The organism is Nocardia sp. CA-135398 (assembly GCF_050955845.1).
In the GTDB taxonomy this organism is placed as follows: Bacteria; Actinomycetota; Actinomycetes; order Mycobacteriales; family Mycobacteriaceae; genus Nocardia.
Window position 1 is genome coordinate 2,125,414 of record NZ_CP192084.1, and the last position, 16,384, is coordinate 2,141,797.

Below are 16,384 nucleotides of genomic sequence, written 5' to 3' on the forward strand. Positions count from 1 at the left end.
CCACACCCCCGCACCACTATCGGAGATAGGACACCCCTGCCATGACCACCGCCCCACACGTGATCACCGCTCCCACCACCCCGACCGCCGCGCCACCCGCCCGCACCGGATGGGAAACCCTGTCCGATGCCATGACCGCCGAAACCCCCGCAATCGCCGACCGCGACGACCTCACCGTGGTTATCGCCCCCGGCGCGGCCGACGGGAACCTCGCGATGTTCGTGCCCGACCGTGCCGCCATCGCGATCGAGGGCGCGAACCTGGGCATCGACCCTGCCACCGCCCGCCCGTGGCGGCCCGCCGACCGCAACCGCTACGCCCCCACCTGGGGCGCGCTCACCCACGAATGCGCCCACGCCACCCACACCCGCTGGAGCCGACCCGAGACGGCCGACCCTGAGATCGTCGGTGCGGCACTGCTTTTGGAGGAATCCCGTATCGAGGCCGCGCAGGTGCGCCGTCGCCCGAGCGACCGGCACTGGCTGCGCGCGAGCACCCGCGAGCTGGTCTTCGCCGACACCGGCGGTGAGCTGGCCACTGCCACCCTCGCGCCCACCCGCTATGCCGCCGCCCACGCCGCCGCGCTCATGCTGGCCCGCATCGATGCAGGCGTACTCGACACCACCGAATGCGCACCCGCCGCCACCGCCATCGAGACCGTCCTCGGCCGCGACACGCTACGGCAGTTGCGGACGCTGTGGCGCATCGCGCACCGGCTCTCGGACACCAACACCACCGGCATGCTCGAGCTCGGGCGGCGCTGGGCCGAGATTGTCGGCCCCGAACCCCACACCACCCCGCAACCAGGCTCCCCGCTGGGTGAAGCTGTCACCGGCGCGCTCGGCAATATCGCGAAAAACGTTGCCGCGCATCGGCTCCCGCCTGATCCTGCCGACGTAGCCGATCGGGCCGCGCGGGAGGAGGCCCGCCACACTGACCGCGCCGACACGACAGCGGCGGACGTGTTCGGCAAACGGCCCCGCACCGGCCGGGGAACCGGGCGCACCACACGTGTGCCTCGCGACACCGAACGCTCAGCCGCGCGGGTGCTGGCGCGCGCCCTGAATACCGCCAGCCAGCGTGAGCGTGCGGTCACCAAGGCCGCCTCGGCGCTGCCTCCGGGCCGGTTGCGGATGCGTGGCGTGCTGGCGCGGGAAGCCCAACGCGCGGCCGGGGCGGTCCCGACCGCGCAACCGTTCACCCGCACCACCGCCAAACCCGTTCCCGTGCCACCCCTGCGGATCGGGATCGCGTGTGACGTGTCCGGGTCGATGGACGACTACACCGCCGATGTGGCCTCGGCCGCCTGGATCATCGCCACCGCCGCGAAACTCGCCGTCATGCCCGCCGAAACAGCCACCCTGACCTTCGGTAAGGAGGTGCTGCCGGTCACCTACCCGGGCACCGCCCCGGCGAAGGTGACCGACTTCGCCGCTGAGGACCTGTACGAGGCGATCGATACCGCCATCGATGCCCTCGACGGTGCGCTCGGACTGTCCCGGCCGGAGAACACCCGCCTTCTGGTGATCATCTCCGACGGCTGCTTTCGTGACGAGCCCCGCGCCGCTGCGCAGAAGCGACTGGATCGGTTGCGCTCCAGCGGGTGCGCGGTGCTGTGGCTGGCACCGGACGAGGCATGGTCCAAACCGTTGAGCGGCGCGACGGTGTACGAACTCACCAACCCCGCCGACACCGCCGCCGCCATCGCCCGCGCCGCCGTGGCAGCCGTACGCACCGCATAACCCCGCGAACGTGGCGCGGGACGCCGAACCCCGCGCCACGGCAGCGGTCCCGGCCGTTTCAGGTCCCCGCTGAATCTCGGGTCCCCGCAATCATTTTCGACAACCCGCGCAAACCTGGAAGGAACCCCGCGATGACCGACGACGAGACGACACCCGCCCCCGCAACCACCGTCACCGCCCACGGTGCCGACTGCCCGATCCGGGTGGGTGATGAGGTCACACCCGCTGATCGGCCCGACCTCCGGGGCACGGTCACCGATGTGTACCTCTACCGCGGTGCCTTCCGGTGCTGCGTGCGAACACCGGAAGGTGCGCGTGTTCTGACTCGTCCGTGGCATCTGCTGCCCGCCGACGGCCCGAGCGAGCAATGGCACCAGCAGATGCGCGAGCTACTCGCAGCCCAACGCGCCCACGCGGCCGACCTCCTCGAGCGGCGGCATCACCAACTGGCCGACCGGGCCGAGGCACTCGCCCAGCGGCTCGCGGCCCTGGCCACCACCCTGCGCCACGGGCACCTGCCCGACATCGGCGAGGACCCGGCCGAATTCGACGCCCGCGGACTCGACGACGACCTTGACGAACTGCGCGACCTGCACACCGACTTCACCACCGCCGACCTGATAACCGGCGTGGACTGACCACGACCGCTTCACCTCTACCCCGCCACTGCGCTGCGCGCAGTGGCGGCCTCATCTCGACGAGCCCTCGATCGCCCATTGCCTCACTAGGAAATGCGGAAGAGTCGAATTCCTCTCGCAGTATTCGAATTCCGGCAACGGAAGAGAGGAATTCGGGCGTGGATCATTGTTTTCACGTTCCGCTTGACATCGGCACCAGTATCGAGCGTCCATAGTGATGGGAACGACGCCGAACCCCGGGGATTTCCCCGATACGGCGTGGTTTCCGTCCCGGCCGGGACATGACCGAAACATCCACCGAAATCCCCTAATTCATGGAGGGACCCGTCATGTCCGCACGAAGGAAAAACAAAAACACCACCACCCGCCCGGCACCGGACACCACCGCAGCCGCCCCGGGCGGGGAACCGGATGCGGGTGTGCCCGTGCTGCGCACCGACACCGAGAAAGCGTTGTGGGTGGCGTTGGGCAACTATCCCGGATTCACCGCCGACGAGTTGGCGGGTGCGGCCGGGATCGGCGGTTCCACCACGCGCCGCATCCTGTCGGGCTGGGAAGCGGCCGGGACCGCCCGCGCCCACCGCGACCCCGACTCTCCCCGCTCGGCCAAAACCTGGACCACCGCCGAACAGGCCACCGCACCCGCCGAACCCGCCGAACCCGCCAGGACGGAACCGGTTGCCGTCGAGCCGACAGAACCCGCCGCCGTTGAGGAGGCAGAACCCGTTGCCATTGAGGCGAGCGAACCCGTGATCGGTTCGGTGTCTTCGGAATCCGGCGCGACGGCACAGCCCGACACAGGCACCACACCCGCCGACCCTGGGCCGGACACGGGGCAGCCGGAACCGGCCCTAGCCGCCCCCGCAGGCGACGAACCCCCCGCCTCCGCCCCCGATGCCCCGGCCCCCGATCCCAATGCGGCAGCGGCGCAACCCGAGTCACCGGTGCGGCTGGCTCCGGGTGCGCTGCGGGGACAGGTGGAGGACTACCTGCGTGATCACCCGGAGAAGGAATTCAGCCCCCACCAGATCGGGAAAGCGATCACCCGATCGAGCGGGGCGGTGCACAACGCATTGGTCAAGCTCACCGCAACCGGTGTCGCCACACAAACATCGGCCGCGCCGAAGAAATTCCGTTTCGCCGCAACGTAACCGAGCGACACGCGTGGCATCGGGGGAGCTGAAACACCCCGATGCCACGTGTTTCGCGCACATTCCCCCACCTCCAAATCCCTCGACCGATCCACCGATGACAGGAGACTTTCAATGACGAATTCCAGCGACTCGCCCGATGGGCAGGCGCGCACCGAGTTGACCGAGTACGCCGACAGTAAGAGCACTTCCGAACTCGGATACACACTCGAATTCTTGGATCAGCTCGAAGATTTCAAACGTGTGTTCCTCCAAGAGGCGGGCGGGCTGGGGGCCAGCGAGCGATTGACTCGTGAGGTTATCCTCGACACGCTCTGCCAGCGCCACCCGGAAATCGCTGCGGCATACCAGGCGTGGAAGCAAGACGCCGCGAGCGCGGAAAAGACCGGCGAGGTCGTGGCCGCCGCCATCCGAACCTTGGGTCCGCGCTACACATACACGGACAACGGCGAGGTGGTGTGCGGCACCCTCGCCGAATACGCCCTCGCGTGGCAACGCGGGCAAGCAGTCACCGGGCCGGACGCGACACTATCGCCCGAGCTGACAACCACCGACGGTCACCGCGTCGCGGTCGAGATCGATGAGCTCGACAGCTACGACAACGGCATCACCAGCGGAGTCGTATACCGGTTCACCGCAGGCGATAACGTGATCGAGCACCACATCCCGGACACCCCGACCGCAACCCCCGATGCCGTCGGTGCCGCAGACGCGGGAAAAAACGAACACGACGGCCAAGTGTTGATCGCTCACCTGGACGAGTCGTTCACCTACTTCGACACCGGAGAACGAGTGCAGGCCACCCGCGATGTCCGCCTGCGGATCGTGGCACCCGCTGTGTGTGGCCATGACAACGGCACGATCTGCGCGACGTGCGCACCGTCATGGCAGCTCGACCACGACTTCGACGACCCGTTCCCGTTCCCGCGCACCCGCAAGGTAACCATCCGCGAACTGCTCGACACCGGAGCACTCAAGCCCGGCCAGACCCTGACAATGCCCGATTCCAGCCTCTCGGCTGTCATCACCGCCGAAGGACTGATGCTGCCCGACGGCCGTGTCTTCGACAACCCCTCGGCCGCCGCCAACGCGATCATGAATCCATCGCCAACGCCGCCTCGAATCCCCCTGGCAGAGTTGACAACACCCGACGAACCGGCAACCGGCACACCGCCCGGTCGGTCGCCGCTCGCTCTGCCCGAGACTCCGTCGCAGAGCTGGAAGGTCGAACGGCTCAGCCACGACCCCGGCTGCCCCGACCGCGACCGAGTCGTCGTCGTGGCCATCGACGCCAGCAACGCCGAACAAGCCCAGCGGCGAACCCTCGAATGGGCCCGGCACCCCAGCAACCCGCTCAGCGCCCACATCGACCACATCACGGCCAAAGCCATCGATCACATAGGCCCGCACCGCTGGACAGTAGCCCTGGCCCCCAAAACGGATCAACGATGAATTCCACACCAGGCGAAACCGTGAACGACAGCCAGCAACTCCGGCTACAACCGCGCGGCATCGCAAAACTCTCACACAGTCACTCCGGCAACCGTTCTCGCCGCCGCCCGACCGCCGCACTGTGCGGCCCGGGACCCGTGGGCTCGCCCCTGGGTCCCGGGCACCCGGTCATCTCGTCGGAATCGTTTGTCATTTTCATGGAAAGGGCTCGACCGGTCATGATCAACGCTCCCACCCCGGCCGTCGTCGCGGCGGCGCTGCATCAGGTGTTCGCGTCATCGCGCCATGCCGTCGACAGTCTCGAGATGTGGCTGGCGGTCACCGCCGAGGCCACCCGCCAATTCACCACCCCCGCCGAACCCGGTGTACCGGCACCGTGGGTTCCGGTGTTTACCGTGTACCGCAACCAGCGCACCGACGCCGACTACCACCCTGGCATCGCCGCCGTGCGGATCACCACGGGACCGCTTGCCGGTATCACCTACACCGACCCCGCCAGCGCTGCCCGCGCGGTCACCACCACCTATCCCGACCCCGCCCCCGACGACCCGGTCGCGCTGGTGCCGACATGGCGGCTGCGCATCGACCACGCCCCGGACCCCACGCACACCCCCGCCGCGACCCGATGAACTACTAGCCCGCCCGCACCCTAAAACGGCCGGTGGGCCGAGCAGAAGCTCGGCCCCACCGGCCGTTTCCTCGTCTGCTGTCACGTTGTGCGGGGGCTATGTGTGATCAATGGCGTATTCGAGCCAGTCCAGCAGCGCGGCGGTGGCGGTTGGGTAGCCGTTGGCGTGGACCCCGGTGGCGGCGAAACGGGCCGCGTCGCTGCCCTGGCGGGCCAGATCGCCCAACGCGGTGCTGGTAGCCGGACTGGTGGTGGCGGTGTAGGTGTGGGCGAGCGAGCCGAACTGGGGTCCGGTGAACGCGGAGGCGGTGGCCGCGAGGATGTCGGTGGCGACGGGGACGACTCCTGACAGCGTGAGCAGCGCGGCGAGGGGGTCACCGGCGGCGAGTTTCTGCAGGGCGTTCCAGGCGATTTCCTGTGCTTGGCCGATGTCGGCGGCGATCCGTCCGATGTCGAGGTTCGCCAGGACCCCGACGATCTGAGCGGCCACCCCGACCCAGCCCGAGGGGTCCAACGGCGCAGCCAACATCAGCGCGCGAGCCACCAGATGCAGATCGATACCGGCGACCATGCGAACCAGGGGGTTGAACTGGAGGTTCAGGTCCCCGGCAACCCGATGCAGGCCGGGGATATCGCCGGTGCCGACGAGCGCGGGTAGCTGGGCGAGGTCGTTCGCGATGGCGGGCACGTTCGCGGCGAACCCGGACAGACCACCCAGCACGGTGACGACCTGCGCGATGACCTCGGAGGGGTCCAGTTGACCGGTCGAGGCCGGGAGCGTCCCGGCCGTGACTGTGCTGGGCACCGGTGCGGCAGTTGAGCCCGGGAACGAGGTGGAGGTGGTGGGTGCCACAGTGCTGGCAGGGGGCCGGTCCGCCGCCGGTGCGGGGTCGCCTTCGGCCGGAGCCGGGATGGAGGTCACGGCACGGCCCACCGCGGCGAGGACGGGTGATGTTTGGGGTGAGGTCGAGCAGTAGAGGTCACCCTCGGCACATAAGCTGCGGACACGGTCGATGAGAACGCCGAAGCCCTGCGAGCGGGGACCGGCGATGCCCTGGCCGGACACGGGATCCCCGAGTTGGGCGGTGGTGGGGTCGCGGCGTGGGTCGGAGACGAGTCCGACCGCCACGATCCGGGAGGCGGGTATCGGGCCGCGGTTGTTGCCGATCGCCGTGGCGAGGTCACCGACGATGTCGGCGCCTTGGGAGTACCCGGCCAGCACCACCCGTGTGCCCGAGCACAATCCCGCCAAGGTGGCTGTGAGTGCTTGTGCGCCTGCGGTTTGCGAGGTGGTGTAGGGGGCGGCGTCGGCGGTGTAGGCCAGGGTTCGGACGTCGATATCGCTGCCGTAGCGGGCGGTGAGGCCCTGAGCGACCGGGGCCAGCAACCCCACCGGCCGCGCCGGGTCGGCGCTCTCGATGGTCTCCCACGTGCCCGGTACCAGCCGCGCGGTCCAGCGTGGGCAGTTCGTGGCGGTCGGGGCAGGTGTCGGGTCTGCGGCGCCGACACCGGCCCCGACGACGGTAGCGGTGGCGATAGCGGCACACAGCAGCGCACGAGCGAAGCGGCGAGTGCGGGCGGTCCGAGAGAGGCTGTGGTGGCGGGTGCGCATGGTGATGCGATCTCCTGTCCGGTTCGAATCGGGTGTCCAGGTGCCGAGATTCGCGGTCGCCGAGACGTTTTCGCAGAGCCGGGGGTAAGGTTCGGTAGTCGTGAAACAGCGAGCCCCCGTCGTCGCGCTACGGTGACGCGCGGGAATCGCTCTGTGCCGCAGGGGGAATGGCGGCGGGGCGAGTAGCGGTGTAGTAGTCGTCGCCGCGCCAGCGATAATCCGAGATTTGTACTGGCTCGTTGAATGTTGGTGCGTGCAGCATCTTTCCGGCCCCCAGGTAGAGCCCGACGTGGTGCACGTTGTTGTCGGTGGCGCCGTAGAACACGAGATCACCGGGGGCGAGCTGGTTTTCGGGGATGCGGGGGCCGGTGTGGATTTGGTCGTAGGTGGTGCGGGGCAGGGTGATTCCGGCGGCGGCGTAGGCGGCCTGGGTGAGCCCGGAGCAGTCCCAGCCACCGTTGATCTCGGGGCCGTTGCCGCCCCACACGTAGGGTTGTCCGAGCTGGCCGCAGGCGAAGGAGATCGCCTGCGCGGCAGCTGGACTCGCGGCAGTGATGGCGTGGCAGTCACCGCTTCCGGGCGGGGTGGTGGCGCGGTAGCGGGCGGCTTGGTCGAGGACTTGGTCGACGTAGGAGTCGGCGTGGTTGTAGGCGAAGATCGCCGCACGCAGATCAGCGGGTGCGCCGGAGTCGCACAGGTAGTGGGCGGCGGCGTGGATGGCGTCACTGGGGTTGTAGCGCGAGGGCGGGCTCGCCCCACCCGCTGGCAAGGGGTGTCGGGTCACCACAGCTTGGAAGGTCGGTTCGAGGAACTGCATGAGGCCCCCGGCCCCGGCCGAGTTCTGTCCGGATTGCACGCCGGGCAGGGGTGAGCGGCCGTGGTCGGTTTCGATCTTGCCGATCGCGGCGAGCACCGACCAGTCCAGGCCGGGGCAATCACTCGCGGCCTGCTGGTAGAGCACGAGCAGCTGCGGCGGGATGTCTTCTCGCGCAAGCGGGCTCGGTGCACTGCCCGCACCCGGCGACGAGGCAGGGCCGGGGGCGGGGGGCAGCTGGTCGTAGACGACGACGGTGGTGACCACGGCGGCGATCACGACAACGCAGCACACGACCGCAGCACAACTTGCGCCGAGGACCTTGACCAGCATCGCCTTCTCACCGGCCTTCGAGGGTCGGCGGACGTGGTGGCGGTGGCGCGAGCATGACCTGCCCGCCGAGGGTGACCGCGCTGTGCTCGGCGTCGATCCCGGTGCCGGGTGTGGTGCGGCGCGGCCAAACGGCGGCCAGCTCGTGCAGGCGCAGACGGCTCGTGCCGGTTGTGTCGAGGGGCAGCCACACCCGGTCGGCGGGGCTCGGATCGGTGATGGGGGCGAGGAGTTCGGCGGCGGCGGTGGCGACCGGCACCGCGTCGGGGTCGGGTAGCCGCTCCCAGCTCTGGCGCACGGCGTGGCGGGTGTTGGTCTCCCTGATCGTGGTCGGTACCCAGAACAGGACGGGGGTGATCGCGCCGGTGGTGCGGGCCAGCTCGCTGTAGCCGTGGAGCTTGGCGGCGACGCGGGGCAGGGCGGTGGTGGCGAGGTCGTATTCGAGGAAGAAATCGAGCGTGGTGCCGGTGTGGGTGTAGCGGCCGAAGGCGTCGGGGCGGGTGAGGTCGCCCCACAGCCGCTGACACCGGGTCTGCGACCACCACGCCACCACCCGCCCGCGATCGCCGCGATCGCCGTCGTGGCCGGTGGTGAGGGCGGTGAACCATTCGTTGACGCCGAGGGTGTGGGTCAGGTGCAGGCTGTGGGCGATGGCGAGGGTTTGTTGGTGGTTGTATCCGAGTTCGCGCACGCTGGTCCCGGCTTCGGCGGCGAGGACGGTGGCTCCGGCGGGTGCGAGTGTCCAGTGGGAGGGGGCGCTGCCTCGGGTGCGCAGAGGCCGGAACCGGTCCAGGACTCGGTAGTCGTGGAGTATCGCCAGGCGGCGGCGGGCGATCTTGGGAGTCGGGAAGGCCAGGTCGGCGAGTTGATTGGTGGTCAGGACGCGGTGCTCGTGCAGCATCCGCAGGATCCAGTGGTCACGGCCGGTCAACGGCACTACCAGCGGGGCCTTCTCCGGCCCTGAGGGCCGGGATCGGGCGGGCTGCGGCGCGCGCAGGTCGGCTTGCCGATCGGGGCGGGCGATCATCAGCGAGGGGAGCCTTTCGAGGAGACGAGGACACGGGCAGCGGCGTCGCCGGGGCGCGCGCCGCCACCACGCGGTCGGTGGGGGTCTAGATCAGCCGGGGGTCGCCGATGCCGGGTGCCGAGCCGCTGGCGACGGCGGGTTTGCCGCCGGGCGCGGCGTCGGGTGGTGTGGACAGGCGGGCGCGGGCGGCGGCGGCGATCTCGCGGGCACGACCGGGGGTCGGCGGAGGTAGGGGCCGGGTGGTGAGGGTGAACGGGCGTGCGTTCTGTCCGTCGACCAGCAGTCGCGCGGCGGCGTGGAATGCGTCGAGGTGGGTCAGGTCGTGCTCGGACAGCCACGGGTCGGTGTGGCGGGCCAGATCACGCGCGTCGTCGGGCGACACCGCGAAGATGATCTTGTTGCGGGCGTTGGCGGAGATGCCGTCGCGTAACTCGCGGGTGAGCTGGCCGAGGTTCTGGTGGGCGAGCAGCAGTGACAGGCGTAGTCCGCGGGCTTCGGCGAGCATGTCCTCGACCGGGGTGGACAGGTTCAGGAAGTTCTGCGCCTCGTCCAGCACCAAACTTGCGTCGGGGCGGTCGGCGGCGGGGATGCGAGCGCGTGCGGTGACGGCCTGCCAGGTGCGCGCGACGAGCAGCGAGCCGACCAGGCGGCTGGTCTCCTCCCCGAGCGAGCCCTTCGGCAATCGCGCCAGGCAGATCCCGCCCTGGTCGAGGATGTCGGCGAACTCGACCGTGGACGGGCCGCCCGCGATCGCCGAGCGTACGAACGGCCGCAGCAGAAACGCCCGCAACTTGTTCAACAGTGGGCCGATGAGTTGGGCGCGGCCGGTGTCGGTGAGTTGTTCGTAGCTGTCCCAGAATCCCCGCAGGACCGGGTCGGGTGTGGTGCGGGTGACCCGATGGCGGAAGGCGGGTTCGGTGAGCAGGCGAGGCAGATCGGCGAGAGTGGCGGTGCCGGGTTGGGCGCACAGGGTGAGCAGGCTCGCGCGCATGATGTCGTCGGTGCGCGGCCCCCACCACTGGGAGAAGATCCGGTGGAACACGGTGACGAGGTTGTCCACCGCCAAATCCAGACCCGCCCGCCCGATCCGGCCGATGTCGAGGGGGTTCACACACGGTGGCGGGGCCGTGGAATCGGCGTCGAACAACACCACCCGATCCCCGAAACGGCGCGGCAACCGCGAGAGCACATCGGTGACGAGATCACCTTTCGGATCGACCACGATCGTCCCGCGCCCGGCCTCGGCGTCATCGAGGATCAACCGCGCCAGCAGCGTCGATTTGCCGACACCGGTGGGGCCGAGGATGTGCAGGTGATGGCGGGCATCGGAGACCTTGACCGCGACCGGGCGCCGACCACCGGTATCAGCCACGCCGAGAGGCTTCGTATGTGGTCCGGCGGTGGGGATCTGCGGTGCCGGGGTGAGAGCGCGGGCTCCGGCGCGTTGCAGGCCGGGTAACCCGTCGTCGGTGGGCAGGTGCGCGATCGTGGCCAGCTCCGGCACCGACAGCACGTCCCCGCGCCCGAGCCGCCGCTCGCCCATCAGCCGGGCGAGCCGGATGCTGCGGCGTCGCCGGTAGTAGTTGTGGTCGGTGCAGGCCCCGAACACCGTCGCCAAAGCGTCCGCCCGTCCGCGTGCCACCGACCGCGCCTGCGAGACCGCAGCCCGGTCGGGATCGTCGGGGACCGGGATCGAGACCGCGTAGCGGACAACGGTTTCCCAGTGCGGGCCGCGCGCTTTCCCCGCTGCCGCGCGTGCGGCGGCGGTGTATTCCATCGTGGTTTGCCGGTCACCCGCCGTCCCGCCTGTCGCGCCGTTCGGGCGTGTGGACCGGGTGAGGGGGCCTGGGGTGATCAGGTTCAACACATCGCGCAATAGCGCTCCCACGAACCCGGTGCTTGCCCCAGCGACCTCGGTGGTGCGGGTGGCGCGGGCTACGTGGCGGCCGGTCACTGGACGGGCCAGGATCTGCACGCACGCGGCCTGCCCTGGTGCGAGGTCGTCGGCGGCGGTGATCAGGTTCCGCACGAGATCACCGCTGTAGTCGGTGCGCAGCGGTAACCCCTCGCGGCGGCCCAACCGCAACTCACCGCCCGCCATGATCCGCCGAGTGTCCTTGGCCGGGTCGGGCAGCGGTGGTCGGGTGGTCTTGTTGGTGTCGGTGTGCGCGCCGGGCCAGGCAGAGGCGACCGCGCGTTCGATCAACCCGGGCGGAATGGCGCCGGGGACCCAGAGCCGGATCGCGGCCCCTTCTTCGGGGGTGACGGTGTATTCGAATCCGAGGTGTGGTTGCCCGAGCAGGACTCGTGCCCAGGCGGGGCGTAGTTGCCCGATCAGGTGCGACCAGAACGCGAGTGCGCCCTTCGGATCGACCTCGGGCGGGGTGAGCACGGTGACCTGTCGGGCACGCGCATTCAGCCGGCGCCGCCGCAGCCTCGCCACCGCCCGCACCGCGGCGAGCACCCCGGCCACTGCGAGCACGACGACGATCGCGGCCGGGGACAAGACGGCGTGCTCGATGGTGTCGGCGAGATCACGCAGTACCGCGCCAGGTGTGAGAATGAACCGGCCCAGCCACCCCTGCTCAGGGCTCGCAACGATGGTGTTCACGCGGCCACCGCCCCGGACTCGCCAGCGGTGCCGCCCGTGCCCCAGAACGGGGCGGCCCCGTACTGGAGCCCTCCGCGTGTGCCCCGGTGCTCGGTGGTCACCGAGAGTTCGACATCACTTGAGTTCGATCGAGTTCCCTGGGCCCGTGTGCTGCTGACCAGGTGGTTGATGTATTCCGTTGGCCTCCTGTCGAAGTTGAGGTTGCTTCGAGATTTCTGAAGTGATTTCATTGGGCCTGAACATCTTTCGGTTGCGCTGAAGGCAGGGTGCCTGGGTTGGCTGTTGCTGCGGTTCGGGATCTGCGGTCGCTTCGACCTGTGGCGTCGCCGGAGGAACTCGAGGCGTTCGAGACCGATGTGCTGGCCGGGTTGGTGCTTGCGCGGTCGGCGTCGGGGTTGACCGACGCCACGATTCGCGGTGACTTGAGCAACTTGGAACAGATCCGGGACTGGTTCGGCCGCCCACTGTGGGAGATGGAGCCGCCGGACGCGGACGCCTATTTCGGGCGGGAGCTCCGCAAGGCCGCTCAAGGCACCAGACATGCTCGGGCGCAAGCTCTTTCGTTGTATTTCGAGTTTCTGGAGTTGCGGCACAAAGTCGAGTTGCATGCGATGACCGGGCGGGTGGTCGAGTGCCCGATCGACGAAATGAACCGGCCGCGGGGACGCAAGGACGCCAAGTTGCGGATCCCACCCTCTGCCACCGAGATCGACACGCTGTTCACCGGATGGGCGCGGGAGCTTTCGACGTGCCGGAAGTTCACCCCGACCGCACGCAACTACGCGGCGGCGCGGCTGATGGCCGATGTCGGTATCCGGGTCAACGAGGCCCGGCAGCTGGATCTGGCCGATATCCGTTGGGAGTTGGGAAGATTCGGCAAACTCCATGTCCGGATCGGCAAAGGTGCACGAGGGTCGGGGCCGCGGGAACGGATGGTGCCGTTGATCAACGGCGCCGACCGCGCCTTGCGCTGGTATGTGCAGGACGTGTGGGGCCAGTTCGGCGACGAGCCCGACCGCCACGGTGCAGCGTTGTTTCTCTCCGAACGCGCCGCCGCCGACGGGAGCCGGTCCCGGGTCGGCTACGACGTGCTGCGAGCAGGGCTTGCCGCGGCGACCGCGACGCACCTGCCGTCGTGGGCCGGGAGGCTGACTCCCCATGTGCTGCGGCACTTTTGCGCGTCGCAGCTGTATTTGAACGGCATGGATTTGATCTCGATCCAGGAAATGTATGGCCATGCCTGGGTCGCCACCACGATGAAGTACGTCCATGTCCACCGGTCCCGGATCGAGGAGGCCTGGATCGCGGGCCAGCGACGCGCTGCGACACGGCTGGAAGGGTTGATCTGAATGCAATGGAACCTGCGCCTGGCGGCAGCCAACCGAGGAATCTGGCAGGCCTCGCAGCTGCAACGGCTGCTCGCCGAACGCGGCCTGGTGATCTCCGGCGGCAAGATGTCGCACCTGTGGTCCGGGCAGCCGGCCTCGATCAAACTCGCCGATCTCGATGTCATCTGCGCTGTTCTGGGGTGCGAGGTGGGTGAGCTGCTGCTGCCCGAGCCCGATGCCGTCGCAGCACCACTGACCGACACCGACACCGACGCGGCGGCGGTGAACGCGCCACCGCGCATCGTCCCGCGCCGCCGGGACGGGCGCTCGATCCCGCCCCGGTGATCGGTGGTCACCCGAGACGGCACCGGCGCAAAGATTGCCCGGTCGGTGACCAGCTGCAATGAATGCCTGGCCTGGGGGCTCACCTACGCCCAAGGCGTCTGTCTGGCCTGCTACAACTTCGCGGCCGCCCGCTTCCGGCAAGTGGTGGGTGACTGCCGGGCCTGTCGGCGTCGAGTCCGGCTGAGGAACGGTTACTGCCGGTTGTGCTGGTGCCAAGCCCGAGCCGATCGCGCGGTCACCGCCGACGGCCCGCGAGCGAAAGTTGTTCTTGCACCGCATCTTTCGAAGGTCAGCTATCACCAACTGTTCCTCGCCGATACCTACCGGCCACAAGCGCAGCCCCGCATAGTCGAGCGGCGCTACGGGACGAAAGGGCGCCCGCCCAAGCAGGCCCCGCCCATCGCGGGCCGCCCCCTCCTCGATGGGGTGCAGTTGGTGTTGTTCGACGATCTTGCCCGGACCTACCGGCCCAGCAGCATCGATCTCAGATCCGTTGCTGCACCGGATAATCCATGGCTCGCCTGGGCGCTGCACCTGGCATGGACTATGGCCGAAACCCACGGCTTCGCCCCCGGGCTGCGCCGAGCGCTCAACCGGAACCTGATCATGCTGCTGGCCACCCACGCCGACGTCGACACCGTGCGCGTCTCGGATTTCCACCGGCTGATCTGCCGCCGCGGCAACTCGCTGATCCACGTGATCGACGTGCTCTCGGCCATGGGCGTGCTTGTCGACGACCGACCGAAAGTGTTCGATACCTGGCTGGAAGCCAAAACCGACGACCTCGCCCCCGCCATTGCCGACAGTGTCGCGCGCTGGGCCCACATGCTGCGCGAGGGCGGGCCACGCCGACTTCCACGTCACCCCTCCACCGCAACCGGCTACATCAATTTCATCCGGCCCGCGCTGCTGAACTGGTCGAGCCGATACAGCCATCTGCGCGAAGTCACTCGCGCCGACGTGCTCGCCCACCTCGACACGCTGCGCGGCGAGGCCCGGAGCAACGCCATGGCCGGGTTGCGGTCGCTGTTCGGCTGGGCCAAACGAGAAGCCCTGATCTTCCGCAACCCCTGCGCGCGAATCCGGCTCTCCAAGGCGCCGCCACGGATCTGGCAATCGTTGTCCGACAACGAGATTGCCGCAGCTGTCAAAGCGGCAGACACTCCTCCCGCCAGACTGTTTGTCGCGCTGGCGGCCATCCACGCCGCACGGCCCGGCCAGATCCGGGCTCTGCATCTCGACGATGTCGACCTCGGCAACCGGCGCATCACCATCAGCGGGGGAGCTCACCCGCTCGACCCGCTCACCCACCAACTGCTCATCGACTGGCTCGACCACCGCCGTCAGCGCTGGCCGCACACCGCGAACCCGCACCTGCTGATCAGCAAGGAAAGCGCCCTGCGGACCGGACCGGTCAGCGCCGCCTTCCTGCAGAACCTGCGCGGGCTGCCCGCGAACCTGGAGCGGCTGCGCATCGACCGCCAACTCGAAGAAGCCCTCGCCTGCGGCGGCGACCCACTGCACCTGGCCGCCGTGTTCGGAATCGACCCCTCGACCGCGATCCGCTACGCCACCAACGCCCGAAAACTCCTCGACGACCCTCACGCCGCCTTACCCCCGGAGTCCTTGCCAACCCAAGGGTCGACCCCCGATAATAGTGGCGATCCACACTTGGGTTCATCCTGAAAACCCTTGAGTTCCAACGAACTTCGGCACCTCGCGGGCTTGCGCAGGATGACGACGTCCTCGTGCGCGATCAGGTGCATGGGTAGCCCGGCGGCGCGCTGTTTGACGATGAAGTCGCGTTGGAAGAAACTGCTGCGCGCCACCAGGTCTCCCTCGGACAGTCGCCCCAGCAGCGCGACGCAGCGCTCGACCGGGACCAGCCCGGCCAGGGTGCCGCAGGTGATCAGGTGCGCGGGCAGGTTCACCAACTCCGCGTGCTGACGCCACGGCCGGGCGGTGATGACGACGTGCCCGCCCGGGGCGAGGTATTCGGCGGCACCGGTCAGGATGCGGGTGAAGCCGGACAGCAATCGGCCGAGCCCGACGTTGGCGAGGTTGCCGCGATCCAGGACCGCACCGTAGCGGTGGTTGGACTTGCGCACACCCTGTCCGGCCCGAACGCGGACATGGCCGTGGACGGAGTCGCCGTAGGGCGGAGAAGTGATCACCATATCCACCCGGCCCCGCAACTCTTTCGGTAGCAGGGTGGGGAGTTTGCGGGCGTCGCCGGTGTAGACGGCGGCATCGAGATCGATCCCCGCCTCACCGGCGAGCCCGATGTTGGCGCGTGCCAGCTCGGCCCACCGTGTCTCGTATTCGACACCGACCGCGCGGCGGCCGAGGTGCAGCGCTTCGACGAGGGTGGTGCCGATCCCGCACATCGGGTCCAGCACGAGGTCACCGGGGCGGGTGTAGGTCGCGACGGCGTGTTGCACGATCGCCGGGAACATCTTCGCGGGATGCTTGACACTGTCGGGGTGATAGCGGCCCCGCCGCTGCACCGTGGGCGCGTTCTGGGCCGTCGCCCACACCGACACCGGCACCACGGCGGGACCGGTCCCGGTCGCAGCGCTGGAGTCGACAGTGCCGGGGTCGAGGGTCGCGGGGTTGGTGGTGTCGGGGGTGGTGGGGTCGAGAGTCATCGGGGTCCTTCGCGAGATCGGTCGGTCGGTGGCGGCTCGGGGTGGCCCCGACGCCGGT

General features: G+C 69.1%; 13 protein-coding genes. 8 read left to right on the forward strand and 5 right to left on the reverse strand.

The window, feature by feature from the left end; translation table 11 throughout:
- Positions 1-41: 41 nt before the first annotated feature.
- The 5 genes from ACQP1T_RS09530 (at position 42) to ACQP1T_RS09550 (ending at position 5,612) form a co-directional block, all read left to right on the forward strand.
- Positions 42-1,742 (forward strand): VWA domain-containing protein, encoded by a 1,701-nt coding sequence (locus ACQP1T_RS09530; RefSeq protein ID WP_433759582.1) that lies wholly within the window; start codon positions 42-44, stop codon positions 1,740-1,742.
- Between the two features lie 131 nt (positions 1,743-1,873).
- Positions 1,874-2,380, forward strand: a complete 507-nt coding sequence (locus tag ACQP1T_RS09535; RefSeq protein ID WP_433759583.1) for a hypothetical protein — start codon at positions 1,874-1,876, stop codon at positions 2,378-2,380.
- Between the two features lie 329 nt (positions 2,381-2,709).
- On the forward strand, positions 2,710-3,531 hold the full coding sequence (locus ACQP1T_RS09540) for a hypothetical protein (RefSeq protein ID WP_433759584.1): 822 nt from the start codon (positions 2,710-2,712) through the stop codon (positions 3,529-3,531).
- A 114-nt stretch (positions 3,532-3,645) separates the two neighbouring features.
- Positions 3,646-4,983 carry a hypothetical protein gene (locus tag ACQP1T_RS09545; RefSeq protein WP_433759585.1) on the forward strand — a complete coding sequence of 446 codons (1,338 nt, stop codon included), beginning with the start codon at positions 3,646-3,648 and terminating at the stop codon, positions 4,981-4,983.
- A gap of 218 nt (positions 4,984-5,201) precedes the next feature.
- Positions 5,202-5,612 carry a hypothetical protein gene (locus tag ACQP1T_RS09550; protein ID WP_433759586.1) on the forward strand — a complete coding sequence of 137 codons (411 nt, stop codon included), beginning with the start codon at positions 5,202-5,204 and terminating at the stop codon, positions 5,610-5,612.
- Between the two features lie 96 nt (positions 5,613-5,708).
- Here ACQP1T_RS09550 and ACQP1T_RS09555 read toward each other — a convergent pair whose 3' ends face one another.
- From ACQP1T_RS09555 to ACQP1T_RS09570, 4 genes are all read right to left on the reverse strand, one after another.
- The gene (locus ACQP1T_RS09555; RefSeq protein ID WP_433759587.1) at positions 5,709-7,223 is read right to left on the reverse strand and encodes a cutinase family protein; all 1,515 of its coding nucleotides are present in this window, start codon (positions 7,221-7,223) and stop codon (positions 5,709-5,711) included.
- 127 nt (positions 7,224-7,350) lie between these two features.
- Complete coding sequence (locus ACQP1T_RS09560; protein ID WP_433759588.1) at positions 7,351-8,370, reverse strand: NlpC/P60 family protein; 1,020 nt, start codon at positions 8,368-8,370, stop codon at positions 7,351-7,353.
- Positions 8,371-8,377: 7 nt separating this feature from the next.
- A complete protein-coding gene (locus ACQP1T_RS09565; protein ID WP_433759589.1) occupies positions 8,378-9,394 on the reverse strand; it encodes a replication-relaxation family protein in 1,017 nt (338 codons plus the stop codon).
- 85 nt (positions 9,395-9,479) lie between these two features.
- Positions 9,480-12,005 (reverse strand): type IV secretory system conjugative DNA transfer family protein, encoded by a 2,526-nt coding sequence (locus ACQP1T_RS09570; protein WP_433759590.1) that lies wholly within the window; start codon positions 12,003-12,005, stop codon positions 9,480-9,482.
- A 275-nt stretch (positions 12,006-12,280) separates the two neighbouring features.
- Between ACQP1T_RS09570 and ACQP1T_RS09575 the strand changes: the two genes are divergently transcribed.
- The 3 genes from ACQP1T_RS09575 to ACQP1T_RS09585 are packed head-to-tail and all read left to right on the forward strand — an operon-like array spanning position 12,281 to position 15,364.
- Positions 12,281-13,354 carry a tyrosine-type recombinase/integrase gene (locus tag ACQP1T_RS09575; protein ID WP_433754711.1) on the forward strand — a complete coding sequence of 358 codons (1,074 nt, stop codon included), beginning with the start codon at positions 12,281-12,283 and terminating at the stop codon, positions 13,352-13,354.
- Positions 13,355-13,678 carry a helix-turn-helix domain-containing protein gene (locus tag ACQP1T_RS09580; RefSeq protein ID WP_433754712.1) on the forward strand — a complete coding sequence of 108 codons (324 nt, stop codon included), beginning with the start codon at positions 13,355-13,357 and terminating at the stop codon, positions 13,676-13,678.
- A 45-nt stretch (positions 13,679-13,723) separates the two neighbouring features.
- Positions 13,724-15,364: a tyrosine-type recombinase/integrase gene (locus ACQP1T_RS09585; protein WP_433754713.1), complete on the forward strand. Its 1,641-nt coding sequence runs from the start codon at positions 13,724-13,726 to the stop codon at positions 15,362-15,364.
- Here the strand turns inward: ACQP1T_RS09585 and ACQP1T_RS09590 are convergent.
- Positions 15,280-16,326 carry a TRM11 family SAM-dependent methyltransferase gene (locus ACQP1T_RS09590; RefSeq protein ID WP_433759591.1) on the reverse strand — a complete coding sequence of 349 codons (1,047 nt, stop codon included), beginning with the start codon at positions 16,324-16,326 and terminating at the stop codon, positions 15,280-15,282. The genes ACQP1T_RS09585 and ACQP1T_RS09590 overlap by 85 nt on opposite strands.
- Positions 16,327-16,384: the final 58 nt, after the last annotated feature.